13 protein-coding genes and 3 pseudogenes are annotated in these 26,436 nt (G+C 71.9%); 2 read left to right on the forward strand and 14 right to left on the reverse strand.

Annotation, left to right across the window (positions count from 1 at the left end):
• Positions 1 to 4: 4 nt before the first annotated feature.
• The 10 genes and pseudogenes from ACN28I_RS12320 to ACN28I_RS12365 form a co-directional block, all read right to left on the reverse strand.
• A complete protein-coding gene (locus ACN28I_RS12320) occupies positions 5 to 2,266 on the reverse strand; it encodes a type I polyketide synthase (RefSeq protein WP_420942233.1) in 2,262 nt (753 codons plus the stop codon).
• A pseudogene (locus ACN28I_RS12325) lies at positions 2,220 to 3,176 on the reverse strand (polyketide synthase dehydratase domain-containing protein); the annotation flags it as partial. The gene ACN28I_RS12320 and the pseudogene ACN28I_RS12325, both read right to left, overlap by 47 nt.
• Positions 3,177 to 3,474: 298 nt before the next feature.
• Positions 3,475 to 8,259: pseudogene (locus ACN28I_RS12330) on the reverse strand (SDR family NAD(P)-dependent oxidoreductase); the annotation flags it as partial.
• Positions 8,147 to 9,496: a polyketide synthase gene (locus ACN28I_RS12335; RefSeq protein ID WP_420948627.1), complete on the reverse strand. Its 1,350-nt coding sequence runs from the start codon at positions 9,494 to 9,496 to the stop codon at positions 8,147 to 8,149. The pseudogene ACN28I_RS12330 and the gene ACN28I_RS12335, both read right to left, overlap by 113 nt.
• A gap of 75 nt (positions 9,497 to 9,571) precedes the next feature.
• Positions 9,572 to 12,544 (reverse strand): SDR family NAD(P)-dependent oxidoreductase, encoded by a 2,973-nt coding sequence (locus tag ACN28I_RS12340; RefSeq protein WP_420942234.1) that lies wholly within the window; start codon positions 12,542 to 12,544, stop codon positions 9,572 to 9,574.
• An 89-nt stretch (positions 12,545 to 12,633) separates the two neighbouring features.
• Positions 12,634 to 14,808 (reverse strand): annotated as a pseudogene (locus ACN28I_RS12345) (acyltransferase domain-containing protein); the annotation flags it as partial.
• The gene (locus tag ACN28I_RS12350; RefSeq protein ID WP_420942235.1) at positions 14,691 to 17,279 is read right to left on the reverse strand and encodes a type I polyketide synthase; all 2,589 of its coding nucleotides are present in this window, start codon (positions 17,277 to 17,279) and stop codon (positions 14,691 to 14,693) included. The gene ACN28I_RS12350 and the pseudogene ACN28I_RS12345, both read right to left, overlap by 118 nt.
• A 329-nt stretch (positions 17,280 to 17,608) precedes the next feature.
• On the reverse strand, positions 17,609 to 18,781 hold the full coding sequence (locus ACN28I_RS12355; RefSeq protein ID WP_420942236.1) for a CaiB/BaiF CoA transferase family protein: 1,173 nt from the start codon (positions 18,779 to 18,781) through the stop codon (positions 17,609 to 17,611).
• A gap of 107 nt (positions 18,782 to 18,888) precedes the next feature.
• Entirely contained in the window at positions 18,889 to 19,218 is a 330-nt protein-coding gene (locus ACN28I_RS12360; protein ID WP_420942237.1) for an SCP2 sterol-binding domain-containing protein, read from the reverse strand.
• A 103-nt stretch (positions 19,219 to 19,321) separates the two neighbouring features.
• Positions 19,322 to 19,747: a response regulator gene (locus ACN28I_RS12365; RefSeq protein ID WP_420942238.1), complete on the reverse strand. Its 426-nt coding sequence runs from the start codon at positions 19,745 to 19,747 to the stop codon at positions 19,322 to 19,324.
• Between the two features lie 147 nt (positions 19,748 to 19,894).
• Here ACN28I_RS12365 and ACN28I_RS12370 point away from each other — a divergent pair, with 147 nt between their 5' ends.
• Both ACN28I_RS12370 and tatA read left to right on the forward strand, forming a co-directional pair.
• Positions 19,895 to 20,899: a sensor histidine kinase gene (locus tag ACN28I_RS12370; protein ID WP_420942239.1), complete on the forward strand. Its 1,005-nt coding sequence runs from the start codon at positions 19,895 to 19,897 to the stop codon at positions 20,897 to 20,899.
• Between the two features lie 76 nt (positions 20,900 to 20,975).
• Complete coding sequence (gene tatA, locus ACN28I_RS12375; RefSeq protein WP_420942240.1) at positions 20,976 to 21,209, forward strand: twin-arginine translocase TatA/TatE family subunit; 234 nt, start codon at positions 20,976 to 20,978, stop codon at positions 21,207 to 21,209.
• A gap of 87 nt (positions 21,210 to 21,296) precedes the next feature.
• Here the strand turns inward: tatA and ACN28I_RS12380 are convergent, their stop codons facing one another.
• The 4 genes from ACN28I_RS12380 to folE form a co-directional block, all read right to left on the reverse strand.
• Entirely contained in the window at positions 21,297 to 23,147 is a 1,851-nt protein-coding gene (locus tag ACN28I_RS12380) for an AMP-dependent synthetase/ligase (RefSeq protein WP_420942241.1), read from the reverse strand.
• 219 nt (positions 23,148 to 23,366) lie between these two features.
• On the reverse strand, positions 23,367 to 24,119 hold the full coding sequence (locus ACN28I_RS12385; RefSeq protein ID WP_420942242.1) for a sigma-70 family RNA polymerase sigma factor: 753 nt from the start codon (positions 24,117 to 24,119) through the stop codon (positions 23,367 to 23,369).
• A gap of 226 nt (positions 24,120 to 24,345) precedes the next feature.
• The gene (locus tag ACN28I_RS12390; RefSeq protein WP_420942243.1) at positions 24,346 to 25,776 is read right to left on the reverse strand and encodes an FAD-binding oxidoreductase; all 1,431 of its coding nucleotides are present in this window, start codon (positions 25,774 to 25,776) and stop codon (positions 24,346 to 24,348) included.
• A gap of 13 nt (positions 25,777 to 25,789) precedes the next feature.
• Entirely contained in the window at positions 25,790 to 26,410 is a 621-nt protein-coding gene (gene folE, locus ACN28I_RS12395; protein WP_420942244.1) for a GTP cyclohydrolase I, read from the reverse strand.
• Positions 26,411 to 26,436 lie beyond the last annotated feature (26 nt).

Below are 26,436 nucleotides of genomic sequence, written 5' to 3' on the forward strand. Positions count from 1 at the left end.
GGCCTCACGAATCCTTGGCGAGATCCTCGGCCACCAGCCGCGCCAGCTCGGCGTCGGACAGCGCGTCGAGCGACTCCGCGAGTGGGCCCTCGGGCTCGGCCGCAGGGACGGGCTTCGTCTCCGGCGCCTTCGCCCTCGGCTCCTGCACCTCGAGCTTCAGGACGTTCTCCAGCAGGTGCTGCACCAGGAAGTCGATGGTGGGGTGATCCAACGCCACCGTCGCGGGCACGGACACGCCGAGCCCCTTCTGCAACACGTTGCGCAGCTCGATGGCCATCAGCGAGTCCATGCCCATCTCGGCGAAACCCTGGCGCCAGTCGAGCTGAGTGGGCTCCAAGCGGAGGATGCGCGCGACCTCTTCCTGGAGGCTGCTCGCCAGCACCTGCGGACGCTCGTGGGGCAGTGCCGCCTTCAGGCGCTCCGCGATGGGATGACGCGGCTGCGAGGAAGCCACGGCCGCGTGCGGCCCGGCGGCCGGGCGCGCGGGTGCCAGAGCCTCGTAGAAGGCCGAGCGCCCCTTGGCCCCGAGCACCTCCAGGTACACCGGCCAGTGGACGGACATGAGGGCCAACTGGGGCCTGCCGCTCGCGAGCGCCTCGCCGAACAGCGTGAGGGCCTGCCGCGTCGCCAGGGGCCGGATGCCCCGGCGTTCCAGCGCACGCGCCAGGCTGCCATCCGGCGCGCCCACCATGCCCGTCTCCGCCCACGGGCCCCAATCGAGCGACTGGGCCACCAGTCCCCGGGCACGCCGCTCGTGGGCGAGCGCATCCAGGAAGGTGTTCGCCGCGGCGTAGTTGGCTTGGCCCCGCGAACCGAGCATCGCGGAGGCCGAGGAGAAGAGGACGAAGAAGTCCAGCGGCCGGCCCGCGGTGAGCCGGTGCAGGTTCCACGCTCCCGCCACCTTCGGCGTCATCACGCGCTCGAAGCGCTCCAGGTCCTGCTGCGGGATCGCCCCGTCATCGAGCACGCCCGCCGAGTGAACGATGCCGCGCAGGGGCGGCGAATTCGCGTCGATCCCCTGGAGCATCCGCGCCACCTCCGCCTCGTGGGCGACATCCACGGAGGTCACGGTGACGTGGGCGCCCGCCTGCTCGAGCGCACGCACCGCCTCGGAGGCCTGGGCCGAGGGAGCCCGGCGCCCCACCAGCACCAGGTGACGCGCGCCCTGCTCCACCATCCACCGCGCCACCTCCAGGCCCAGTCCACCGAGTCCTCCGGTGACGAGGTAGGTGGCATCCGCGCGGAGCGGGATGGCGGCGCGCGAGCCCGTGTCCTTGCGCAGCACCGGGTACAGGCGCACGCCTTCGCGGAAGGCCACCTCCCGCTCGGGAGTGCCGCCGCCGCTGCCCAGCTCGGCGTACAGCATCCGGACGCTGCCCTCGAGGTCCTCGGGGTCCAGGTCCACACGGGTGCAGCGCAGCTCGGGCTGCTCCAGGTCGATCACCCGGCCCAGTCCCCACAGCGGCGCCTGCGCGAGCGCGAGGCCCTCCCGCGTGTCCTTCACGGCCTGAGCCCCCCGGGTGACGATCCACACCGGGGGCGCCTCGTCGCGGCCCGCCAGCCCCTTCACGAGGTGCAGGGCCCCACCGCTCGCCTCCAGCGCGGCCCGCTGCACCGACTCCGCCGAGGCGTCGTCCGCGAGCCGCTGATCCATGCCCCACAGGTACACCACGCCCGCGCAACGGGCCGGCACGAGGGTCTCGATGGACACGCGCGCGAAGCCCTCCGGACGCACCCGGAGCACGGGAGCGCCGTGCTCCTCCAGCATGCGCCCGAGCCGCTCGCCCACGCCTTGGGCATCCATCAGCAGCACCCAGGGCCGCTTGTCCGCCAGCGGAGCCGGAACCACGGGCCGGGCCTCGGGGGCGGGCTTCCAGGAGACCTCGTAGCGCGCCTCCTCCCGCCGCGAGTGCGTGCTGAGCCGCACGGCCTCGCGGTTCGCCATCCGGGCCCGGAAGCCGACGATCTCTGCCACCAACCCCTGCTCGTCGAAGATGCGCAGATCTCCGCCGATGAGCTCCCCCGCCTCCGCGCGCCCGCCGCCCTCGACGCGGGCATGGCACCACACCGTGCCCCGGGGCCTGCGGTAGACGGTGAAGCGCGAGACGCTGAAGGGGATGAGCATCGCGTCGGGATGCCGCGCCTGGAAGCTCCAGCGTCCAGCTCGTGAGCACCTGGAAGCACGAGTCCACGAAGCCCGGATAGAGCGGGTAGTCCTCCAGCCTGTCAGGCAGCGGAGGCAACCGCATCTCTCCGAGGATCTCATCCCCCGCCCGGGCGACCGAGCGGATCCACTGGTAGCCCGAGCCGAGCGTGTAGCCCTTCTCGCTCATGCCCCGGTAGAGGTCCTCTCCCGAGATGCGCTCCTGGCAGCGGGCCAGCAGCTCCTCCCGCGAGCCCCACGGCTTCGGCTGTTCCGGCTGGCCCACGTGCACACCACCGCTGGCGTGCAGTACCCAGCTCTCCGCGCCGCCAGCGTCGCCCAGCGACTTCACCTCGAACGCATGGCCCTGCGCATGGGGCGAGAGGATGACCTGCAGCGTGCGCTCCTCGTCCTCCGCGAGCACCAGCGCCTGGGGGAAGGCCAGGTTCTCCAGGGAGCACGCGGGCGAGCCGTAGGCGTCCTCGATGACCGACAGCACCAGCGACACGTGCGAGGACCCCGCCGCCACGAGCGTCCCGTTGAGGCGGTGGTCGTTGAGGTGCCCCGGATGCGAGGGCGCGTAGGTCGTCTCGTACACGAGCGCGTCCAGTGCCGGGGAGCGCAGCCGGCGGCCGAAGTGCGGGAGGCTCTCCGTCTCGCGCCGGGGTGCGGGTGCCGAGCGAGGCGCCGAGCCCCGCCACCAGTAGCGCTGGCGCTGGAAGGGATAGGTGGGCAGGGACACCCGGCGCCGCTCGTAGGGAGCATCGAAGGCGGCCCAGTCCACTTCCACGCCCTTCACGTACAGCGCGCCCAGCATCTTCAACAGCCGCGGCCACTCCGCTTCGCCCGGGTGCAGGGGAAGGGCCTCCATGCCCTCGGTCGTGCCCGTCTCCGCGTGCACCCAGGGCAGCTTGCCCACCGCCATCCGCAGCCCGTCCTCCAGGCCGAGGACGCCGGACTCCACCGCCGCCACGTACTCGCCCACGCCCCGCGCCACCAGCGCCCGGGGCACCACGCCCCAGGCCCGCCACATGCGCGCGAGCGACCACTCCACCGCGAACACCGCGGCCCGGCCGTACGTCTCCTCCTTCAGCAGCGCGGACTCCGCGCCGTACAGCACCTCCGCCAGCGGCTTCTCCAGCACGCCCTTCAGGGCCGCCGCGCAGAAGCTCCATCGCCTCGCGGAAGACGGGCTGCGTCTCGTACAGCTCCCGCCCCAGGGCCAGGGACTGTCCGGCCTCGGCTTCACCGCCGAAGACGAAGGCCACCTTCGGCGCCGCGCCCACCGCTCGCCCCGGCACCACGCCGTCTACCTCCCGGCCCGCCTCCGCCGCCGACAGCAGCTCGCGCACCTTCCGGACACTGCCGCCCACCACCGCCAGCCGGTGCTCGAAGTGCGAGCGGCCCGCCGCCGCCGTGAAGCACACGTCTCCCAGCTCCGTACCGCCTTCCGCCAGCGCCTGGGCGTAACGGCCCGCCTGCGCGCGCAGGGCCTCCGCGCTCCGCGCCGACAACACCAGCACGTGCTCCGGCCGCTCCACCTCCCGCGTCCGCACGGGCACCGGCGGCGCCTCCTCCAGCACCACGTGGGCGTTCGTCCCGCTGAAACCGAAGGAGCTCACTCCCGCGAGGCGCCGGCCCTGCGTCGGCTCCCACGCCGTCAGCTCCACCGGCACCTTCACGCCCATCGCCTTCCAGTCGATGTGCGGGTTGGGCTTCTTCAGGTGCAGGTGCGCCGGGAGCTGCCGGTGCTGCATCGCCAGCACCACCTTCATGATGCCCGCCACACCCGCCGCGGACTCCAGGTGGCCCAGGTTCGTCTTCACCGAGCCCATCCACAGCGACTCGCCCCCCTGGCGCCCCTCCTTCAGCACCGACCACATGGCTTCCGCCTCGATGGGGTCTCCCAGCGAGGTGCCCGTGCCGTGGGCCTCCAGGTAGCTCACCTCGGAGGGCTTCACGCCCGCGCTCCCCAGCGCCTGACGGATGACGGCCTGCTGCGCCAGTCCGTTCGGCACCGTGAGCCCGCTGCTCGCGCCGTCCTGGTTCACCGCCGTGCCGCGGATGACCGCGAGGATGTTATCCCCCTGGGCCCGCGCCTCCGACAGCCGCTTGAGCACCAGCACGCCCGCGCCCTCGGCCCGCGCGAAGCCATTCGCCGAGGCGTCGAACGTCTTGCACCGCCCGTCCGCCGCGAGCATCCGCGCCTTGCAGACGGCCATCATCGGCTCGGGCGAGAGGATGAGGTTCACGCCCGCCGCCAGCGCCAGGGTGGACTCACCGGAGCGCAGGCTCTGGCAGGCCAGGTGCAGCGCCGTCAGCGAGGACGAGCACGCCGTGTCCACCGCGAGGCTCGGGCCCTGCAGGCCGAGCGTGTACGACAGGCGCCCCGCCACCACGTTCAGCGAGGTGCCCGAGGCGTACCACGCATCCACGTCCTCCGGCGCGCCCTGGAGGATGACGCGCGAGTAGTCCGCCGTGGTGATGCCCACGAAGACGCCCGTGCGCGTGTTGCGCAGTGCGCTCGCGTCCTGGCCGGCCCGCTCCAGCGCCTCCCAGGCCACCTCCAGCACCAGCCGCTGCTGCGGATCCATGCTCTCCGCCTCGCGCGGGGAGATGCCGAAGAACTGCGGCTCGAACCGGTCCACCTCCCGCAGGAAGCCTCCGGCGCGCACGTACATCTTCCCCGGTGCTTCGGGGTCCGCGTCGTACCAGGCGTCCACGTCCCAGCGGTCCGCCGGAATCTCCGAGATGGCGTCCGTGCCCTCGCGCAGCAGCCGCCAGTAGGCCTCCGGCGAGTCCGCTCCGCCCGGCAGCCGGCACGCCATGCCGACGATGGCGATGGGCTCGTCCGAGGCCGCCTGGACGGGGGCCTCGGGCGCGGCCGCACGGGGCGCCTCCGTCTCGAGCAGCGAGAAGAGGTGCTCGGTGAGCGCCTGCACCGTCGGGAAGTTGAACGCCAGGGTCGCCGGCAGCGGGAGGCCCAGCGACGACTGCAGCCGCTCCTTCACCTCCACCGCCATGATGGAGTCCAACCCCATTTCGTTGAAGCCGCGCTCGGCATCCAGCGCCTGGCCGGGTTGCAGCCCGAGGATGCGCGACACGGAGTCCTGCACCAGCTTGCGCAACGCCTCGCGCCGGGCCGTGGCGGAGGGAGCCTCGCGCCAGGGTGCCGGGGCGGTGGAAGGCTTCGCCACCGGAGCCTCGCGGGGCTGCGCGGCCACCTCGGTGCGCAGCCGCGACAGCAGGGGCCGGGGGCCACGGGCCTCGAAGATGGGCAGGAAGCGCTCCCAGCGGATGGTCGCCACCATCGCCTGGGGCACGCGCGAGCCCACGAGCCGCTCCATCCAGTTCAGCGCGGCCTCCCGGTCCAGCACCTCCACGCCCATGTTCCGCAGCCAGCGCCCCTGCTCCTCGGAGGCGGCGCCGCGGCCGCTCCAGAGGCCCCAGTTGATGCTGGTCGCCGCCAACCCCAGCGCGTGCCGGTGCGCGGCGAGCGCATCCAGGAAGCTGTTGGCCGCGGAGTAGTGCCCCACGCCCGACGAGCCCCACACCGACGAGATGGACGAGAAGAGGATGAAGAAGTCGAGCGGCTCGTCCCGCGTCAGCGTGTGCAGGTTCCAGGCGCCGTCCACCTTCGGGGCCAGCACGCGGCCGATCGTCTCCGCGTCCAGGTCCCGCACCCGCGACGTCGAGGACACCACCGCCGCGTGGACGATGCCGCGCAGCGGAGGCATCGAGGCACGCACCTGCGCGAGCAGGGCCGCCATGTCGTCTCGCAGCGCCACGTCCCCCTGAGCCAGCAGCACCTTCGCGCCCGCCGCCTCCAGCTCGCGCACCACGGCGATCCGCTCGGCCAGCTCGCCGCCCTCGGCCAGGGCCGCATCCCATCCCGAGCGCTCCGGGAAGGCCCTGCGCGCGGTGAGCACGAGATGCCGGGCCCCCCGGCGCACCAGCCAGCGTGCCACCTCGAGCCCGAGCGCTCCCAGGCCTCCGGCGATGAGGTACGTGGCCTCCGCCTGGACGGGCACGGGCCGCGCCTCGGGAGCCTCGCGCTCCACCAGCCGCGCCACGTACCGCTGGCCGCCCCGCAGCGCTATCTGGTCCTCGTCCTGTGCCGTGCGCAGCTCGTCCCAGAGTTGCCGCGCGCCCTCCTCGGGGCCCAGGTCGATCAACCCGCCCCAACGGTTCGGGCTCTCCAGCGCCACGCTGCGCCCGAGGCCCCACAGCGGCGCCTGGGCGGGCTCCACCTTCTCCCCGCTCGTGCCCAGGGCCTGGGCATTCCGGGTGACGACCCAGAGCCGTCCACCCGGCTCCGGCGCCTCCTCCAGGACGCGCAGCACGGTGGCCACGCTCGCGCAGGCGTCGCGGATGCCCGGGCCTTCCACGCCCGTCACATCCAGGCCGCCCAGGTACACCACGCCCGCGCAGGGCGAGGCCGCGGAGAAACGCTCGCGCCACACCCGCTCCAGGGCCGAGGCATCGCCCGCGTCCACCTTCACGCAGGCTGTGCCCTGGGCCTCGAGGCTCGTGGCGAGCTGCCCGCCCACTCCGCCGCGATCGCACAACAGCAGCCAGGTGCCGCTCGCCGGTGCGGGAGCGAACGCCGGACGCGCCAGGGGCTGCCACTCCAGCCCGAACAGGTCGCCCCTCGTTCCGGCCTCCGCTTCCGGAGCGGAGTCCTGGCCCGACACGAGCTGTGCGGACTTCCCGGTGGAGACCACCTCCGGAATGGCCCAGTAGCGCTGGCGCTGCCACGGGTAGCGGGGCAGCACCAGCTTGCGGCGCGCGGGCTCGGGGTCCACCTTGTGCCAGTCCAGCGGCAGGCCCCGGACGAACAAACGCCCCAGGACGCCCAGCAGCTGCTCCACGTCATCCTTGCCCTTGCGCAGCGAGGGCAGCCACTCGGGCCCCTCGCCCAGGCAGGCCTTGCCGAGCCCCAGCAGCGTGGTGTGCGGGCCCACCTCCACGTAGGTGTCGATGCCCAGCCCGCGCAGGGACTCCATGCCCTCCTGGAAGCGCACGGCCTCGCGCGCGTGGCGGCGCCAGTAGCCCGGAGCACCCAGCTCGTTGGGGCCCACGGGCCGGCCGGTCACGTTGGAGATGAGCGGCAGCTTTCCGGGCGTCCGCGCCATCCGCGCCGCCCTCGCCTCCAGCGCCTCGAGCATCGGCTCCACCAGCGGCGAGTGGAAGGCGTGCGAGACGTTGAGCTTGCGCGTCGCGATGCCCTGGGCCTCCAGGGCCGAGGTGACACGCTCCACGGCCTCGGCCGCGCCGGACAGGGAGAGCTGGCCCGGCCCGTTGTACGCGGCGATGGACACGCGGTCCTGGTACGGCGCGAGCAGCGGCGCCACCTGCGCCTCGGTGGCGAACACCATGGCCATGACGCCGCCCGGGGGCAGCGCCTGCATGAGCCTGCCGCGCTCGGCGATGAGGTCCAGCGCGTCCTCCATCGAGAGGATGCCGGCCACGCACGCGGCGGCGAACTCGCCCACGCTGTGTCCCATCACCGCGTCCGGCACCACGCCCCAGGAGCGCCACAGCTCCGCCAGCGCGTACTGCAGGGCGAACATCGCCGGTTGGCTGTAGCCGGTCTGGTCGATGGGCGACGGGGCTCCGTCCCTCGGGTAGAGCACCGACAGCAGGTCGATCCTCGGCTTCAGCCGCGCGGCGCACCGGTCCAGCGCGTCGCGGAAGACGTCGGAGGTGTCGTAGAGCCTCCGGCCCATGCCGGCGAACTGCGCGCCCTGGCCGGTGAAGAGGAAGGCCACCTTCGGCGGGCTGCTTCCCGCCTTGCCCTGGGCCACCTGCTCCGGCTTCGTGCCCGAGGCGAAGGCGGACAGGCTCGCGGCCAGCGCCTGCGTCGAGCCGCCCACCACGGACAGCCGGTGGGGCATGCGCGTGCGGGCGGTGTTGAGGGTGAAGCACACGTCCGCCGCGTCCAGCTCCGGGTGGGCGGTGAGGTGCTCGGCCTGACGGCGCGCCAGGGCCACCAGCGCCTCCTCACCCCGGGCCGAGAGCGTCAGCAGGTGCGTGGGGCGGGGCGCGGGCGTCCGCGCGGGCGGGGCGGGAAGCGGCGCCTCCTCCAGGATGATGTGCGCGTTGGTCCCGCTCATGCCGAACGCACTCACGCCGGCGAGCCGGGGCACCGCTGCGCGCTTCCAAGGCTGGAAGCTCGGTGGGGACGAAGAAGGGAGTGCCCTCCAGCCGGATGCGCGGATTGAGGCGGCTGAAGTTCAGGTGCTTGGGGATGGCCTCGTGCTGGAGCGCCAGCACCGCCTTCATGAGGCCGGCGATACCCGCCGCCGCCTCCAGGTGGCCCATGTTCGTCTTCACCGAGCCGAGCGCGCACCGCGAGCCGTCCGGCCGGGGCCTGCCCAGCACGTCCACGAGCGCCTCGATCTCGATCGGGTCTCCGAGTGGCGTGCCGGTGCCGTGCGCCTCGATGTACCCGAGGGCCGCGGGGTCCACCTTCGCGCTCGCCAGCGCCTGCCGCAACAGGGCCTGCTGGGCGAGCATGTTGGGCGCGGTGAGGCCCTGCGAGCGTCCATCCTGGTTGACGGCCGAGCCGCGGATGACCGCCAGGATGGTGTCGCCGTGCGCCTGCGCGTCCGACAGCCGCTTGAGCACGACGAGACCGCAGCCCTCGCCGCGCACGAAGCCATTGGCCCGGGCGTCGAAGGCACTGCAACGGCCGTTCGGGGACAGCGCCTGCATGCGCAGGAGCGTCTCCGTGACGGACGGGTCCAACACGAGGTTCACGCCGCCCGCGAGCGCCACGGAGCACTCGCCGGAGCGCAGGCTCTGGCAGGCCAGGTGGATGGCCACGAGCGAGGACGAGCACGCCGTGTCCACCGCGAGGCTCGGCCCCTGCAACCCGAGCGTGTACGAGACGCGCCCGGGCGGGAAGCAGTGGCCGTTGCCGGTGCCGTAGTAGGCGTCGATGCGCTCCGGCTCGTTGGGCAGCAGCCGGTAGTAGTCGTCACCGGTGAGCCCCACGTAGACGCCGGTGGACGTCTCCACCATCCGCTCCGGGTCCTGCCCCGCGTGTTCCAGCGCCTCCCAGGCCACCTCCAGCAGCAGTCGCTGGCGCGGGTCCATGCTGGAGGCCTCGCGCGGAGAGATGCCGAAGAAGTCCGCGTCGAAGCCGCTCACGTCCTCGAGGTAGCCGGCCCAGCGAGGCGTCCCCGTGTCCGCGCTGACGCGGCGAGAGGCGGGCTCGCGGCGGACGGCATCCCGCCCGGCCGCCAGCAGCTCCCAGTACGCCTCCGGCGTGTCCGCCCCCCCGGGGAAGCGGCACCCCATCCCGATGATGGCGATGGGTTCGGTGCGGGCCCGCTCGAGCGAGTCGATGCCGGGCCTGCATCTTCTGCATCGCCATCACCGCGCGAGTCAGGCGCTGCTTGAGCTCGTCCTTCACATCCTCACTCACTTCGAGTCCTCCCAACCAGCCAGCGCGTCATCCACCATCTCGAGCAACTTCCCTTCCGACAGCTCCGCGAGCTGGTGGGCCTCTGGCTCCGCGGGCGCGGGAGGCCGGTTCATCACGATCGACTGCTCCGTCTGGGCAGCGGGCGCCGGTGCATCGTTCTGCTTGGGTGCGAGCCCGAGCTGATCCAGCAGGTACACCGCCAGCGCCGCCAGGGTGGAGTGCGCCCACAGCAGCGTCACCGACAGCTTGAGATCCAACGCGGCCTCGATGCGGTTGCGCAGCTCCAGGCTCATCAGCGAGTCGAGGCCCAGGCCGCGGAAGGGCTCGTGCCGCCCCACGCGCGACGGATCGATCCGCAGCACCTGGGCGAGCCGCTCGCGCAGGTAGGCTTCCATCTTGCCCGCCCGCTCGTTGACGTTGGCCCGCCGCAGTTCCAGCAGGAAGCCGGAGCGCCCGCGCTGGTCGCCATGCCGCTCCGCGGCCAGCTCATCCCAGACGCGCAGCGAGGCCGCGCTCGGGAAGAACTCCAGCCACTGGCGTACGTCGAGCGCCACCGCGCCCACGTGCACCGCGCCCTCCTGCAGCAGGCGCTCGAGCAGCATCTCTCCCTGACGCGGGGTGAAGCTCGCCATGCCCTGGCCCGCGAGGCGCTCGCCCCGGTTGGAGTGCGCCGCGGCCAGACCCACCTCGGAGAAGGGACCCCAGTTGACGCTCAGCGCCGGCAGCCCCTGCTGGCGCCGGTAGTGTGCCAGCGCATCCATGGCCGCGTTCGCCGCCGCGTAGTTGCCCTGGCCCGGCAGTCCCAACAGCCCGGACATGGACGAGTAGAGGACGAAGAAGTCCAGCGACTCGTCCCGGGTGAGCATGTGCAGGTTCCAGGCGCCTTGAATCTTCGGCGTCATCACCGTGCGGAAGCGCGCGGGCTCCTGCTGCTCCAGGATGCCGTCATCGAGCACGCCCGCGCAGTGCAGCACGCCGCGGAGCTGGGGCATGTCCCCCCGCGTGCGAGCCACCACCTCGGACAGGCGCCGGGCGTCCGCCACGTCCGCCCGTGCCACCTCCACGCGCGCGCCCTGGGAGCGCAGCGACTCCAGCTCCTTCTGGACGGCCTCGGAGGGAGTGCTGCGGCCGGTGAGCAGCAGATTCTTCGCGCCATGCCCCACCAGCCAGCGGGCCGCTTCCAGGCCCAGGCCGCCGAGGCCACCGGTGATGAGGTACGTCGCGTCCTCGCGCACCCGGAAGCCCGGACGCGGCGGCACCACGCGCAGCTCGGGGTCATCCATGGTGACGACGAGCTTGCCCACGTGGTGGCCCTGGGCCATCTCGCGGAAGGCCTCGGAGGCCTGCGACACGGGGAAGGCGCGGTGGCGCACGGGCTTCAGCGTGCCCGAGGCCATCTGCTCCACCACCTCGCTGAGCAGCCGCGCGCACAGCGCCGGACGCTGCTCGCGCAGGCCCACCAGATCGATGGCCGCGTAGATGAGGCGGCGGCTGAACTGGGACAGGTCCAACGCGCGTCCGGCGTGGATGTCCCGGTTGCCGACCTCCAGGAAGCGGCCGTCCGGCGCCAGCACCTCCATGCTCCGGGTGATGGCATCACCGGAGAGGGAGTTGAGCACCGCGTCCACGCCCTCGCCGTTCGTCAGGCGCATCACCTCGTCGGCGAAGGCCAGCGTGCGCGAGTCCATCACGTGCTGGATGCCCAGGGAGCGCAGCAGCTCCCGCTTGTCCGGCGTGCCCGCGGTGGCGAAGACCTCCACCCCCAGGGACTGGGCGATCTGCACCGCTGCCAGGCCGAGTCCGCCCGCGGCCGAGTGGATGAGGACGCGCTCGCCCTTCTGCAGCCGCGCCAGGTGGTGCAGCGCGTACCAGGCCGTCATGAAGACGCTCGGGATGGAGCTGGCCTCGGCCGCGCTCAGCCCCTGGGGACGGCGCACGGCGAAGCGTGCATCCGTGACGACGTGCGAGGCCATGGCCGAGGGAGTGAAGGCCACCACCTCGTCCCCGGCCTTCAGGTTCGTCACGCCCTCGCCCACCGCCACCACGCGGCCGGCGCAGTCGAGCCCCAGCGGCAGGCCCTCCAGCGGCACCCCGGGGGCCCCGCCCTTCCCCTTCATCACGTAGAGGCCCATCGTCTTCATCACGTCGATGAAGTTGAGGGCCGAGGCCTCGACGGCGATCTCCACCTCGCCCGGGCCGGGCTTGCGCCGCTCGGACATGCGCACGGACACGCCGCCGAAGGAGCCCGCCGGAGGCGTCTCCACCTGGAAGGGCCGTCCCGCCGCGGGCAGCAGCGGCTCCATGAACATCTCCTTCGCGCCCGAGCGCCGGACGAGCCGCGCCACGAAGCGCGCCCCGGACCGCAGGGCCACCTGCTCATCCTCGGCCCGCGCGGCCAGCTCGCGGCCCAGGGCGTCCACGTCCACCAGGGGCGAGGACGGGTCCAGGTCCACGCACGTGCAGCGCAGCTCCGGGTGCTCGTGACCCACCGCGCGGCCCAGGCCCCAGAGGGCGGCCTGGAGCGCACCCGTCGAGGGCGAGCCCTGCACGGGATAGGCGCCGCGCGTCACCAGCCACAGGCGCGGAGGATCCCTCCACCCGAGCCGCAGCACCTCCTGGACGATGCGCAGCGCACCGCCGCAGGCCCGCACCGCCTCGTCGAGGGCCTGCTCGCCCGGCATGTCCGGAGCCGGGATGTCCAGGCCCCACAGGTACGCCACGCCCGCGCAGGCCCCGCCGGACGGCAGGCACTGCTGCAGCATGGCGCGCAGGTCCTCGCGCGAGCCGGGCGTCACCGCGAAGTGACGGGGCCCCAGCTTGCGCAGGCCCGAGCCCGCTTCCACGCGGATGCAGGCGCCCCCCCACGACTCCAGCATGTCCGCGAGCGAGGCGCCCACGCCGGCCACGTCCTGGAAGATGAGCCAGGGCGCCTCGGCCGAGCCGGGCTCGAACACCGCGGGCAGTCCCATGCGGCGCCAGGCCAGCTCGAAGAGCGAGCGGTCCTGCTCGGAGCGGGCGCGGCCGTAGCGCGTGGGCAGCGCGGAGAAGCCTCCAGGCCCTCCACCTCCGCGAGCGCCACGCCCTGCCCGTCGAGCAGGACGACGTCGCCCTCGAGGGGCGTGCCCTTGCGCCAGGTCTCCGGGGCGGGCAGGCGCGCGTAGGCCCACTTGGGCGTGCCCTTGCGCAGCACCTCGAAGCGGCGCAGGCGGACGGGGACGTAGGTGGTGTCACCGGCGGGCAGCGCCTCCAGCAGCACCTGCAGCGCGGCGTCGAGCACCGCGGGATGCATGTCGGCGGACGGCCCGAGCGACTCGGGGGCAGAGATGCGGCCCACGGCCTCGCCGTCCCGGCGCCACACCTCCTTGAGTCCCCGGAAGGTGGGCCCGTACTGCAGCCCGCGCTGCTCCATGTCCAGGTAGTGCACCTCGGTGAGGCGGACCTCGGAGCACTGCCGCTGCACGTCGTCCACCAGCACGAAGGGCAGCGCGCCGCGTCCGTTGGAGTCCGACGCGCGCACGCGTCCCTGGGCATGCACCGTCCACATCTCCGCGCTGCTGCCGCCCGGCGTGGGGATGAAGCTGGACACCTTGAAGGAGATGGCGCCCGTGGAGCCCACATCCACCAGCAGCTCGGCCCGGCGCGTGCCGTCACCGAGCAGCGCCAGCGCCTCGTTGATGCGCACGTCCTCGAGCGTCCACGGCCCGGGGCCGAGCGCCGACTGCACCGCCGTGGTCACCCAGTCCAGGTACGCCGTGGTGGGGAGGATGATGGTGCCCTGCACCCGGTGGTCTCCCAGCCAGGGCAGGTTCTGCGCGCCCACCTCCACATCCCAGAAGAAGGCCCCGGGGCGCAGCGAGGAGCGGCGCATCGGTCCCAACAGCGACTGGGCCCGGTCCTCCCGGCCCGCCTTGGGCACGGGGGAAGCGCCCGGCTGGAACCAGCAGTCCTGGCGCTGCCAGGGGTAGTCCGGCAGGCGCACCAGCCGGCCGCCTTCCGGGTGCAGCGCCTTCCACTCCACGTCCCGGCCCGCCGCGTAGAGGCCGCCGAGCGTCTCCAGCATCACCTCGCGCTCGGGCTGCTCGCGCCGCACGGACGGCAGCACGGTGGCCTCCATGCGCAGGTGGGCGATGGTCTGCTCGATGGCGGGCAGCAGCACCGGGTGCGGGCTCACCTCGACGAAGAGCGAGTGCCCGTCATTGGCCAGCCGCTCCACCACGGGGGCGAGCAGCACGGGCTCGCGCAGGTTGCGCACCCAGTAGGCCGGCTCCAGGTCCGCGCCGTCCGTCACCTCGCCCGTCACGGTGGAGAAGAGCGACACCTCGCCGCGCCGGGGCGCGAGGCCCTCCAGCGCGCGCAGCAGATCCTCACGCAGCGGCTCCATCTGCGGGCTGTGCGAGGCCACGTCCACCTTCACCCGGCGGCAGAAGACGTTGCGCGCCTCCAGCTTCTCCAGCACCTGGGCGAGCGCGTGCGGCTCGCCGGAGAGCACGGTGGAGCGGGGGCTGTTGCTGGCCGCCACGGACAGCCAGTCCTCCAGGCCGCGGATGGCCACGCGCGCCTCGTCCAGGGTGAGCTCCACCATGGCCATGCCGCCCTGGCCACTCACCCGGCGCAGCAGCAGGCTGCGGCGGCAGATGATGCGCGCCGCGTCGACCAGGTCGAGGGCGCCGGCCACGTGCGCCGCGGCCACCTCGCCCATGCTGTGGCCCACCACCATGTCGGGCACCACGCCCCAGGCGCGCCACAAGCGGGCCAGCGCCACCTGGATGGAGAAGAGCGCGGGCTGCACCTGATCGATGCGCTCCATCCACGCCGCGTTGTCCGAGGCCAGCAGCTCCATGAGCGACCAGTCCACGAAGCGGCGCAGCGCGGCGTCGCACTGCTCGAGCGCGGAGCGGAACACGGGCTCCTCGGCCATGAGCCGGCGGCCCATGCCGAGCCACTGCGAGCCCTGGCCCGGGAAGACGAACACCACGGGCTGGTGGCGCCCATCCGCGTGGCGGGTGACGGAGAGCCCCGGGCGGACCTCGCCGCGCAGGAAGGCGGACAGGCCCTCGCGGGCCTCGGCGGGCGTGTGGGCCAGCAGCGCCAGCCGGTGGTTGAGGTGGCTGCGCGTCACGGACGCCGAGTAGCAGACGTCATGCAGCGACAACGGGTGCGTCTCCAGGCGGGCGACGACACGGCGGGCGGCCTCCGCGAGCGCCTCGGGCGTCTGCGCGGACAGGGGCAGCAGTTGCGTGCGTCCCGGCACCACGGCCGGCGGCTTCGCGGAGGGCACCACGGCCACCGGCGTCTCCGGCGGCGGCAGCGCCTCCCAGCGCACCTGGACGCCCTGCACGTGCAGCGCGCCGAGCGCCTCCAGCAGGGCGGCCCGCGCCTCGTCGCGCCGCAGCGAGCCCACCACCACGCCCGTGCGTCCGGCCTTGCGCAGGAGCTGCTCCACCGGGCGGCACAGCACCGGGTGCGGGCTGACTCCACGAAGGCGTCGACCCCGTCGGCCACCAGCCGCTCCGCCGCCTGGGCGAAGCGCACCGGCTGGCGCATGGTGCGGCAGCGCGCATCCCCGGAGCGGCCGTCCGGCCCCACCTCGCGCGCCACGGTGGACACCCAGCGCACGCCCTCCTCGCGCTCCCACAGCTTCTCCTGGGCCGCCTCCAGCTCGTCGCGCAGCGGCTCCCACTGCCGCAGGCGGCTGGCGCGGTACACCTTCCACACCGCGTCCGCGGCCTCCATGCCTCCGGCGATGCACGCCGCGGCCACTTCACCCACGCCGTGGCCCACCACCACCTCGGGCTCCACGCCCCAGGCGCGCCACAGCGCCGCCAGCCCCACCTGCACCGCCAGCGTCAGCGGCTCGGCGGCGTCCTCGTCCGACAGCACCCGCGCCTGCGGATCCCTCAGCGCCTCCACCAGCGACCAGCCCGCCAGCGGCATGAAGGTGGTGTCCAGCGCCTCCAGCCGGGCGCGGAACACCGGCTCCGTGGCCAGCAGCTCGCGGCCCATGGCGGGCCACTGCGAGCCCTGGGGCGCGCAGACGAAGGCCACGCGCGGCACCGCCCCGGGCTCGCCCGTGAGGAGGCCCGTCCGGCGCTTGCCCTGCCGGAGGGACTTCAGCAGCGTGGCCAGCTCCGCGCGCGTGCGGAAGGTGAGGGCCGCGCGATGCCCTCCCTTCGCCGCGTACGGGGCCCAGGTGCGGCACAGGTCGCGCACGCACACCGGCTCCTCGTCGTGCTGCAGCAGCTCCTCCGCCTTCGCCGCATGGGCCAGCAGCTCCTCGGCGCTCTCCCCCGCCAGGGGCAGCAGCTCCTCGCGGCCCACCGGCGACTCCTCCAGCACCACGTGCGCGTTGGTGCCGCCCCAACCGAAGGCGCTCACCCCCGCCGTCGCGGGCTCGTCCTCGCTGGGCCACGGCATCACCCGCTGCGGCAGGCTCAGCCGCAGCTCGCCAAATGGAATCCGGGTGCTGATCTCCCCGTGCAGCATGTGCGGCGGCACCAGCCGGCGCGAAATCGAGAGCGCCACCTTGATGAGGCCGGTGATCCCCGCCGCGCCCTCCAGGTGGCCCACGTTCGCCTTCACCGAGCCGATGAGCAGCGGCCGGTCGATGGCCCTCCCCTCCCCGAGCGCGGCGCCCAGCGCGCTGGCCTCGGTGGGGTCTCCCAGCGCCGTGCCCGTGCCGTGCGTCTCCACGTAATGCACGCGGTTGGTGGGCACACCGGCGCGCGCGTACGCCTCGCGCAGCAGCGCCGCCTGGCCGGGCACGCTCGGCGCGGTGAGGCCGTTGCCCGTGCCGTTGTTGTTCACCGCGCTGCCGCGGATGGTGCAGTAGATGTGCGCGCCGGAGGCGAGCGCCGCCGACAGCGGCTGGAGCACCACCAGCCCCGCGCCCTCGCCGCGCCCGAAGCCGTCCGCGCCCGCCGCGAACGCCTTGCTGCGCCCGTCCGGCGCCAGCCCGCCGAACTTGGACAGCAGCACGTTCGCCTCGGGCGAGAACATCAGGTTGACGCCGCCCACCAGCGCCAGCCGCGACTCCCCCGAGCGCAGGCTCTGACAGGCCAGGTGCACCGCCACCAGCGACGAGGAGCACGCCGTGTCCACCGTGAGGCTCGGCCCCTTGAGGCCCAGGAAGTACGAGAGCCGGTTGGCCACGATGTTGAGCGACTGGCCCGTGGCGCTGTGCAGCGTCACCGCCGCGCGCTCGCTCAGGTGCCGGTCCGCGTAGTCGTGCCAGATGGCGCCCATGAACACGCCCGTGCGCGAGCCCTTCAGGCCCATCGCCGGCACGCCCGCGTCCTCCAGCGCCTCCCAGCACACCTCCAGCATCAACCGCTGCTGCGGATCCATCTCCGCGGCCTCGCGCGGGGAGATGCCGAAGAAGAGCGGATCGAACCCGCTCACCCGGTCCAGGAAGTAGCCGTGACGGGTGTTCATCTTCCCCGGCGACTGGGGATCCGCGTCGTACCAGGTGCCGTTGTCCCACCGGTCCTCGGGCACCTCGCGCAGCAGCTCCTTGCGCTCACACAGCAGCCGCCAGAAGGCCTCCGCGTCCGGCGCGCCGGGCAGACGGCACGCGAGCCCCACCACCGCGATGGGCTCCGCTTCTCTCGCCCCCTGCGTGGTCCCCGCGTCGGAGCCTCCCAGCTCTTGCTCCGCCTTCGTGGCGGCTCCGGTGCCTGACCCCTGCTGGTTATCGCTTTCCGTCATGGGTGTTGCCTTCCCTGTATCCGTCAAAGGTCCACTGCACTGTCGGCCAGTGTCAACCGACCGACTGCCAATGAATTGCGTCTCTCGCGGGTTTCGCTTGGTTTTGCGGTCCCGGCACGTTGGTTCCTCTCACGGATGCACGCCCCCCGGCTTGCGGCCAGACGTCACTCGCAGAGAAATGCGAGGCCCTGACTCGACGTACCGCAAAATCGCATGTCTCAAATTGCGTGGGTAGCGGGTAAAGGCAGACCCCCACACTTCACGGGAGATCCGGGATTCGAGACGGTCCGGAGCCCCCGTGAGATTTCCCGGCCAATTCCTGGCAGAGCTTATTTGACCAGTCTTTCGACTTCTTCCGGGCTAAAGCCTGCCTCGGAAAGAATTTTATGTGTGTGCTGTCCAAGAGCCGGGGGAGGACGCAAAGGTGTCTCGCCCATGCGCAAGGGAGTGAGGAGGTGGGTCACTCTTCTCCCACGTTGGGTGTCTTCAGACTCCACGAACAGATTCCTGGCGCGGAGTTGAGGATCCATCAGCACTTCATCGCCTTCGAGTACGGGTTCGACACACACATCCGTGCCCGCGAAGCGCTCCTGCCAATACGCCAACGGGTGCTCGGCGAAGATGCGGGAGAACTCCGCCTTCACGCGCGCGCCGGCCTCTCCGGTGTCATAGGCCTCCGCGAGCAGCTCCGGGCGCCCGAGCACCTGGCACACGCCCGCGAGGAACTTGGGCTCCAGCGCGCCCACGGCCAGGTAGCGGCCGTCACGGGTGCGGTACAGCCCGTAGCAGGCGAGGCCGCCGTTGAGCGTCTCGCGGCCGCGGCGCAACGGCTGGCCCTGCTCGCCCATGAAGAGGCGCGCCGCCAGGTGCATGTGGAGGAAGGCCACGGAGCCGTCCGTCATGGACACGTCCACGAAGCGGCCCTGGCCGGTGCGCTCGCGCTCGTGGAGCGCCGCGAGGATGCCCACCAGCGCGAAGAGGCTGCCTCCGCCGATGTCCCCCAGCTGCACGCCGGGGAAGGCCGGCGCGCCGTCCGCCTCGCCGCCGTAGCCGAGCACGCCCGCGCGCGCCGCGTAGTTGAGGTCATGCCCCGCCTTGAGCCGGTCCGGCCCCGTCTGCCCGTAGCCGGAGATGGCGCAGTAGACGAGCCGCGGGTTCTCCGCGTGCAGCACACTCCAGCCCAGGCCCAGCTTGTCCATGACGCCGGGGCGGAAGCTCTCCACCAGCACGTCGTAGCCGCGCACCAGGCGCTTGAAGGCCTCGCGCGACTCGGGGGCCTTGAGGTCCAACGTCAGCGAGCGCTTGTTGCGGTTGAGCCCGTAGAAGAGCGCGCTCTCGTCGTCGCGCAGCGGGGCCATCTGGCGGAGGTAGTCACCGCCCTGGGGGTCCTCGACCTTGTCCACCGTGGCGCCGAGATCGGCGAGCACCAGCGTGGCGTAGGGGCCGGGCAGAAGACGGGAGAGATCCAGGACCTTGAGTCCGGACAGGGGGAGCGTGTTCATGTGTGGGGGGGTTGGGGCTGGGGGGACAAAAAGAAGCGGCGCGGCCCCGGAGGAGGAGCACACGCCGCTGGTGGAGCAACACGCCCGGGGGCGCGGCTCCGGTGCGACTAGCCGAGCAGCTTCGCCAGCTTCATGGCGAGGCCCATGTCCATCGGCTTGAACTTGAGCTTGCCCTGCATGGCGGCCATCTGCGCGTTGAGCTGCTTGGCGCGGATCTTCACGAAGTCGTCGTTGCTGACGGTGACGGTCATCTTCGGGTCGCCCTCGGCGCCCTTGGACACCCAGTTGTCCGGCTTGGTGCAGTCCAGCGTCCAGGTGCCACCGTTGTCACCGGTGATGTTGAAGTGGATGACCGAGTTGATGTCCTTGGCCAGCTCCGGCTTCTGCTGCAGCGTGGCCGGAATGTCCTTCTCGATGATCTCCTGCGCGTTCGACATCGCTCTCTCCTTTTGAGGGATTGACTGGTGAGTCAACGTCCGGCCGGCACCGTAATGACGGTGACCGGGCGGGTCAAGACGTAGGGAGGCTCAACGGGGAGACTCAACGGCCGGCGCTGGAGGCCTGGGCCTGGCTCAGCGAGCGCCGGACCATGTCCAACAGATCGTTCAGCTCGAAGGGCTTGGCCAGATGACCCACCGCGCCAATGTCCGTGGCCTTGCTGCCCACGTTGCGATCCGCGCTGAGGACGATGAGCGGGATGCCGGCCACCGAGGGCCGCTGCCGCATGCGCTGGGCGAACTCCCAGCCGTCCATCACCGGCATCATCAAGTCCAGGAGGATGAGCTGGGGCGGATCCGGCTCGAGCCGCTCCAGGGCCTCCTTGCCATTGCGTGCGCGGCGGATCTCGAACCCCTCGGCCTCGAGAATCTCCGAGAGGGCCTCGAGGATGTCCGGGTCGTCATCGACCACCAGCACGACGTGGGACCCCTGGTGCTGAGAATTGGTGGAAGACAGGTTCTTCTCCATGAGATGGCGCGCCCCCCGATTTTCTCTCAAGGGGCGGGAAGGTGCGGAAGAATTCAACCGGCTCGCAGGGCAACGAGGCAGGCACGTTGCAAAATCGACACTGCCGCCCCACCGTTTTCCTAACCCATGGACGAGGAGACGGCAGGCGTGAATCACGCGGGGGAATGGCGGCAGGCGGCGGCCGGAGAGGACGAGCCCGGGTTCGCCATCGTCTCGCGGCGAGGCCATGTGCGCGAGGTGGACGGCCGGATGCGGTCCCACCTGGGCGTGGAGCGGCTTCCCGAGAGCGCGGGCTCGCTGGTGGAGCTGCTCGAGTCGGTGGGTTTCCAGCAACGGCCGGGGGTGGACCTGTGGGAGCACGAGGGGCGGCTGGTGCGGGCCGGCGAGCGCCCCCTGGAGGACGGTACGCGGCTGGTGTGGACGCAGCCCGCGGAGGGGGACGACGAGCTGGTGCGCCGGCGCGTCCGCTACCTGGGGCTGGCGTCGCATGATCTGCGGGGCTCGCTGGCCAACGTGCGCTCGTACGCCGCCCTGCTGCTCAACGGCCGGATTCCGCTGGAGCCCAAGGCCAAGCGCGGGCTGGAGACCATCCTGCGGAACACGGACAAGGCGCTGGCCTTCGCCCAGGACTTCTTCGACGCGAGCCGCGCGGACCTGGGCATGCTGGCCTGCGAGCGGGAGCCGCAGGCGCTCGAACCCCTGCTCGCCCACGCGGTGGAGCACCACCTGGAGGCGGCGGGCACGGCCAGCGTGGCGCTGAGCCTGGAGCTGCCCGGAGGGGCCCTGCCCGAGGTGGACGTGGACGGGGGGCGGGTGCAGCACGCCGTGGAGGCCTTCATCCGCCACCACCTGCTGCGCGCCCAACCCGGGGAGCAGCTCCGGGTGAGGGCCCGGCCGGAGGGAGGGATGCTCCGGGTGGAGGTGCGGCGCGACGGGGTGCCCCTGTCGGACGAGGAGCTCGCCCTCACCTTCGCGCGCGAGGAGCGGGCCTTCCGGGAGAAGAAGCTGGAGGATCCCCTGCGGCTGGGGCTGGCCCGGCAGGAGGTGGAGGCGCTCGGCGGCTCCGTCGGGGTGACGGCCGACGCGGGGGGGACGACGCTCTACCTTACACTCCCCATCGCCCTCGCTTCCTCGGCGGGCGTTCAGGTCTGAGCGTCTCTGTCGTCTTGCTGGCGACCCGCGCCCCGGGGGGCTATCCTGCCCCGGTCTTTACTCTGAGGAGTGCGCGATGGGTCTGAAGATGTCGGAGATTCTGCTGATCATGGCGGTGCTGCTGCTCCTGTTCGGAGCCTCGCGCCTGCCGCAGCTCGGCTCCTCGCTGGGTAGCGCCATCCGCAACTTCAAGCGCGGCTTCGGTGGCGAGGACGCCCCCGCCGACGAGAAGAAGCCGTCCGGCTCGCTCGCCAGCAGCGGCACGGTGGAGAAGGACGCCAGCGCCCGCAGCACCAGCCACCAGGGCTGAGGCGCTCCCCGCCTCGTCTCGCGCGGTGCCACGCCCGCGCCGGTCTCTCCTCCGCGAGAGACGGGCACGGGCGTCGTCGCGTGCGGGTCAGTCCGCCCGGTCGTCCTTGTCGTAGAGCGCGTCCAGCACCGCCTTGAACTTCTGGCTGACGTGCTTGCGCTTCACCTTGAGGCTCGGCGTCAGCTCCCCCGTCTCCTGGCTGAAGTCCGCGTCCATCAGCGCGAAGCGCTTGAGGGTGCTGTAGGACGGCAGCTCCGCGTTCACCTTGTCGAGGATCTCCTGCACCGCGGCCCGGAGCAGCGGATGGCGGCACAGCTCCGCGTAGCTCCCGGCCTTCACGCCCTTGTCGGCGAGCAGCTTGCGCGCGGGCTCCTCGGCCACCGTGAGGAGCGCCACCAGGTACTTGCGCTTGTCTCCGTGCACCACCGCCTGGCTGATGAGGGGGAACGTCTTGAGCGTGCTCTCGAGGTTCTGCGGCGAGACGTTCTTGCCCCCGGAGGTGACGATGATGTCCTTCTTGCGATCCGTGATGGTGACGTAGCCGTCCGCGTCCACCTCGCCGATGTCCCCGGTGTGGAACCAGCCGTCGGCCTCGAGCACCTCGGCGGTGGCCTCGGGGTTCTTGTAGTAGCCCTTCATCACCCCCGGGCCGTACAGGAGGATCTCCCCGTCCGGGGCGAGCTTCACCTGGGTGCCGGGCAGCGGCGGGCCCACGGTGCCGATCTTGATGCGCTCCGGCGGGTTGACGCAGGAGGCGGCGGACGTCTCGGTGAGGCCGTAGCCCTCCAGCACCTTGTAGCCGAGCAGATCGAAGAACCAGGCGATCTTCCGGGACAGGGGCGCGCCACCGGAGATGAACAGGCGCAGGTTGCCGCCCAGCTTCTCGTCGAGCGAGGCGCGCACCTTGCTGAACACCAGCTTGCGCGCCAGGGCCAGGCCCACGTGGGCGGGCTCGCGGCCCTGGAGCTTCGCGTCCACGTACTCGTCGAAGAGGGCGAAGGCCCAGCGGAACAGGCGGCCCTTCACGCCCGGCGCGGCGGAGCCATTGGCCACCACGCCGTTGTAGACCTTCTCGTAGACGCGCGGCACCGCCGGGAGGATGGTGGGGCGAGTCTCCACGAGGTTGCCCAGCAGCTTCTCGGCCGACTCGGCGAACACCATGCGGAAGCCCATGGCCAGCCACCCGGCCTTCACCACCTGCCCGAAGGAGTGCGCCAGGGGCAGGAACATCATCACCACGTCGCCGGGCGACATCACCCCGATGCCCGCCACCCCCCGGGCCTCGTAGGCCCAGTTGCCATGGGTGAGCAGCACCCCCTTGGGGTCCCCCGTGGTGCCGGAGGTGTAGATGATGCAGCAGATGTCCTCGGGCCCCATCGCCCGCACCCGCTCGCCGAAGGACTCCGGACGGGCGGCGTGGGCCGCGCGGCCCTGCTCCATCACCTGGGAGAGCGATAGCTCCACGTCGCCCGAGGCCGCGCCCTCGAAGAGCACCACCTTGCGCACGCTGGGACACTCCGCGAGCTTCTGCCGCAGGCGGGTGGCGCGGCCCGCCTGCTTGGGCGTCTGCTCGTCATGGTCCACGAAGACGAACGACGCCTCGGAGTGGTTGAGGATGTAGCGGGCCTCGTCCGGCGTGTTGGACGCGTAGATGGGGACGGTGACGGCCTGCGCGGCGGAGACGGCCAGGTCGCACACCAACCACTGCAGGCTGGTGTCCGCGAAGATGGCCACCCGGTCCCCCGGCTTCACGCCCTGGGCGAGGAGGCCGGCGGACAGCGCCTGGACGTCCTCCAGGATGCGTCCCCAGGTGACGTCCTCCCAGCGGCCCCCCGTCTTCCAACTCGCCGCGACCTTCGCGGGGGACTGCGCCCGTTGGAGCAGCAGTTCGACGAGGTTGCGCGCGTCCGGGGTCGCCAACTGGTTCTCCGCTCTCATGGGGGCTTCTCCTCGTATCCCACACGTCTGGGTACTTATTTAGAGAGGGCCTTCGGGAAATGTGACGCAGCCCCTGGCCGGGTGCCTGGGGAGCGAGCAAGCACGCGCCTGCCGTCCCCCGCCACCGGGCCCCGAATACGACGAAGGCGGTACCCGCGGTGCGCCTGGCACCTCAGGTACCGCCCGTTTTGTCGGCCGACATGGCGCCTGTCCTGGAGGTCAGGCGGCGTCGGCGGAGGAAGCGTCCTGCTGCTGCTCCTCATCCTGGTTGAAGGCCGCCAGGTAGCGCTCGAGGAAGTTCTTCGTCTTGAGCTCCACCTGCCGCACGCGCTCGCGCGACACGCCCCAGCGCTGGCCCAGCTCCTCCAGCGTGCGCGGCTTGTCCTGCGTGAGCCGCTCCTGGAGGATGTCCCACCCCAGGTCGCCAATGCGCTTGCGCACCTTGGCCAGCGCCTCCTGCACTTCCTCGTTCTGCTCGCGAGCCAGGAAGACCTGCTGGGGCGAGGGGCCCCCGTCCTCCAGCCGGTCCAGGAAGGTCGTCTCGCCTTCCTCGTCGATGCTCGCGTCCAGCGAGAAGTCCGTCATGCTGCCGCGCTCGGCCTCGCCGCCGCGCACCTGGCTGCGGTTGTCCTTCAGGTAGCGGGTGATGTAGGCGCGAATCCACCACACCGCGTAGGTGGCGAACCGCACGTTCTTCTTGGGGTCGAAGTGCTCGATGGCCTTCATCAGACCCACATTGCCTTCCTGGATGAGGTCATCCAGCCGGGCGCCACGGTTGGAGAATTTCTTCGCCACCGCCACCACGAAGGCCAGGTTGGACTGCGCGAGAAGCTGCCGCGCCGACTCGTCACCCTTGCGAGCGCGCCCGGCCAGTTCGTACTCCTGCTCTCGGGTCAACTGCGAATGATCCCCGAGATGACGCAGGTAGTGCGACAGGCCCTCGGCTCCGTACTTCATCGTCCTGTTCGCCATGTTTCGCGTCTCCGTTCCTCTGTGTGACGGACGCGCTCGCCCCCGGTGCCGCGTCCACATCCCTAGGACGCACAACGAGCCGAAGCGTTTCTCATTTCCATTCGGGGGTATTTGACCCGCTTACCCTGGCGACAAGCAGACCGGAGCCACGTCACAACCTCGTGACGGTCCGCGGTACAGGGTGGGCGATGACTGCTCCCCGAGGAACGAGCGTATCCGCTGAGAATCAAGAACGCTTGGGCGCGGGAAAGATTTTCTCGGGGTTGAGCATTCCTGAAGGATCGAAGAAGTCCTTCAACCGGCGCTGCAGCTCCAGCACGGCCTCGGATTGCTCGATCGCCAGATATTCCCGCTTGGCGTGTCCCACCCCGTGCTCGCCCGTGATGGTGCCACCCATGGAGACGGTGAGCTCCAGCATCCGCTGGATGGCCGTCTCCACGAGGGCGCGCTGGTGTGGGCCCTCGTAGAGGATGTTGGCGTGCAGGTTGCCGTCCCCCGCGTGGCCGTACGTGGCCACGGGCAACCCCAGCTCCTCCCCCATTTTCTTGAGGGCCAGGATGATGTCGGGAATACGGGAACGGGGTACCGCGATGTCCTCCGAGATCTTGTGCGGGCGGAGGGAGCGCAACGCGGTGGAAACCACCCTGCGGGCGGCCCAGAGCTTCTCGCGCTGGGACTCGTCCTGGGCCACGAGGACCTCCCGGGCGCCGTGCTGCTCGCAGATTTCACCCAGCCAGGCGAGCTCGGCGAAGAGGCCCTCCTCCATGTTGCCGTCCACCTCGGCGATGACGGCCGAGCCGGCGCCTGGCGGGAAGTTGAAGCCCCGGCCATCCACGGCCTGAAGCGCCACGTCGTCGATGAGCTCGAGGGTGCGCGGGAGGATGCCGGCCTTCAGCACGGCGGTGATGGCGTGTGCGGCGGTGTGCACCGAGTCGAAGATGACGAGCGCCGTCTTCACGTGCCGGGGCTTGGGGATGAGCTGGAGGGTGATTTCCGTGGCCACCCCGAGCGTGCCCTCGGAGCCCACGAAGAGGCCCACCAGGTCATAGCCGGCCACGCCCTTGATGGTGCGGCGGCCCACCCGGAGCACCTCGCCGCTCGGCAGCACCCACTCCAGGCCGATGACGTAGTCGCGGGTGACGCCGTACTTGAGCGCCCGGGGGCCTCCGGCGTTCTCCGCCACGTTGCCCCCCAGGGTGCAGAACTCCCACGAGTTGGGGTCCGGCGGATAGAAGAGGCCCTCCGCCTCCACGGCCTTCATCAGCTCGCCCGTGATGACGCCCGGCTGCACCACCGCGGTGAGATCCTCCCCGGAGACGGAGAGGATGCGGTTCATCCGCTCCAGGCTCACCGCCACGCCGCCCAACAGGGGCAGCGAGCCGCCGCTCTTGCCACTGCGCGCCCCACAGGGCGTGAAGGGCACGCCGAGCGCCTGGCAGGTGCGGAAGACGGCGGAGACCTGCTCGGTGGTCTCGGGAAACACCACGAGGTCCGGCGGATAGACGCCGGAGTCGGACTCGTCCTCGGCGTAGTTCTCCAGGGTGGAGGCGTCGTGGCGCACCTGGCCGGGAGAGAGCACCTCCACCAGCGCGGCCCGCGCACGCTCCACCAGGGAGGGAGAAACTCGGGGGAAGGTACGCTCCGCGGGCAGGCTCATCCGGACAGCTCCTCTAACGCCGCATCGTGCTCAACCGCGCCCACAGCTCCCGGCGCAGGGCTCCGTCCTTGCGGAGCTGGCCCTCGTAGGCCTCCGCGTGCGTGCGGGCGTCGCGCTGCCGGTCGCCCCGGATGCGCAGGCACGCCTGCTCGGCCTCGATGATGCAGGCGGTGGCCGGGCTCTTCAGCACACGGGCCAGCGACGAGGCCACCTCGCGCGCCAGGTCCTCCTGGAGGATGAGCCGGTGCGCGAAGCAGTCCACCAACGCCCCCAACCGGCCGAAGCCCACCACCCGCGTCCGCGGCACGTAGGCCACGTGCGCCCGGCCCTCGAAGGGCAGCAGGTGGTGCGGACACATGGACTGGAAACGCAGATCCGTCACCACCACCAGCTCCCCGGACGAGTCCGGCGGCGCGGGGAACGTCTCCCCCAGGGCCTGCTCCGCCGTGCGCTCATAGCCGTCGAGGAACTCGGCGGCCCACGCCTCGGCCACCCGCTCCGGGGTGCCCACGAGGTTGGGATCGCTGCCCAGCGGCAGGCCCGCCGCGCGCAGGAAGTCCTGGATGGCGGCGGCCATGGCCACCCGGTCGGGCTTCGTGGGCGGAGCGCCTCGGGTCCGTCGAGTTGCGGCCATGGTGCGTGTCTTCCTCGTTGCCAGGT

This window comes from Archangium gephyra (assembly GCF_049060025.1).
GTDB classification, from domain to species: domain Bacteria; phylum Myxococcota; class Myxococcia; order Myxococcales; family Myxococcaceae; genus Archangium; species Archangium gephyra_A.

What these genes read in the sequence shown, in the direction of transcription:
- ACN28I_RS12320 (WP_420942233.1), bottom strand. Translation starts at nt 2,266, where the DNA reads ATGAGATCCTCGGAGAGATGCGGTTGCCTCCGCTGCCTGACAGGCTGG.
- ACN28I_RS12340 (WP_420942234.1), bottom strand. Translation starts at nt 12,544, where the DNA reads ATGGGACTGCCCGCGGTGTTCGAGCCCGGCTCGGCCGAGGCGCCCTGG.
- ACN28I_RS12350 (WP_420942235.1), bottom strand. Translation starts at nt 17,279, where the DNA reads ATGACGGAAAGCGATAACCAGCAGGGGTCAGGCACCGGAGCCGCCACG.
- ACN28I_RS12355 (WP_420942236.1), bottom strand. Translation starts at nt 18,781, where the DNA reads ATGAACACGCTCCCCCTGTCCGGACTCAAGGTCCTGGATCTCTCCCGT.
- ACN28I_RS12360 (WP_420942237.1), bottom strand. Translation starts at nt 19,218, where the DNA reads ATGTCGAACGCGCAGGAGATCATCGAGAAGGACATTCCGGCCACGCTG.
- ACN28I_RS12365 (WP_420942238.1), bottom strand. Translation starts at nt 19,747, where the DNA reads ATGGAGAAGAACCTGTCTTCCACCAATTCTCAGCACCAGGGGTCCCAC.
- tatA (WP_420942240.1), top strand. Translation starts at nt 20,976, where the DNA reads ATGGGTCTGAAGATGTCGGAGATTCTGCTGATCATGGCGGTGCTGCTG.
- ACN28I_RS12380 (WP_420942241.1), bottom strand. Translation starts at nt 23,147, where the DNA reads ATGAGAGCGGAGAACCAGTTGGCGACCCCGGACGCGCGCAACCTCGTC.
- ACN28I_RS12385 (WP_420942242.1), bottom strand. Translation starts at nt 24,119, where the DNA reads ATGGCGAACAGGACGATGAAGTACGGAGCCGAGGGCCTGTCGCACTAC.
- ACN28I_RS12390 (WP_420942243.1), bottom strand. Translation starts at nt 25,776, where the DNA reads ATGAGCCTGCCCGCGGAGCGTACCTTCCCCCGAGTTTCTCCCTCCCTG.
- folE (WP_420942244.1), bottom strand. Translation starts at nt 26,410, where the DNA reads ATGGCCGCAACTCGACGGACCCGAGGCGCTCCGCCCACGAAGCCCGAC.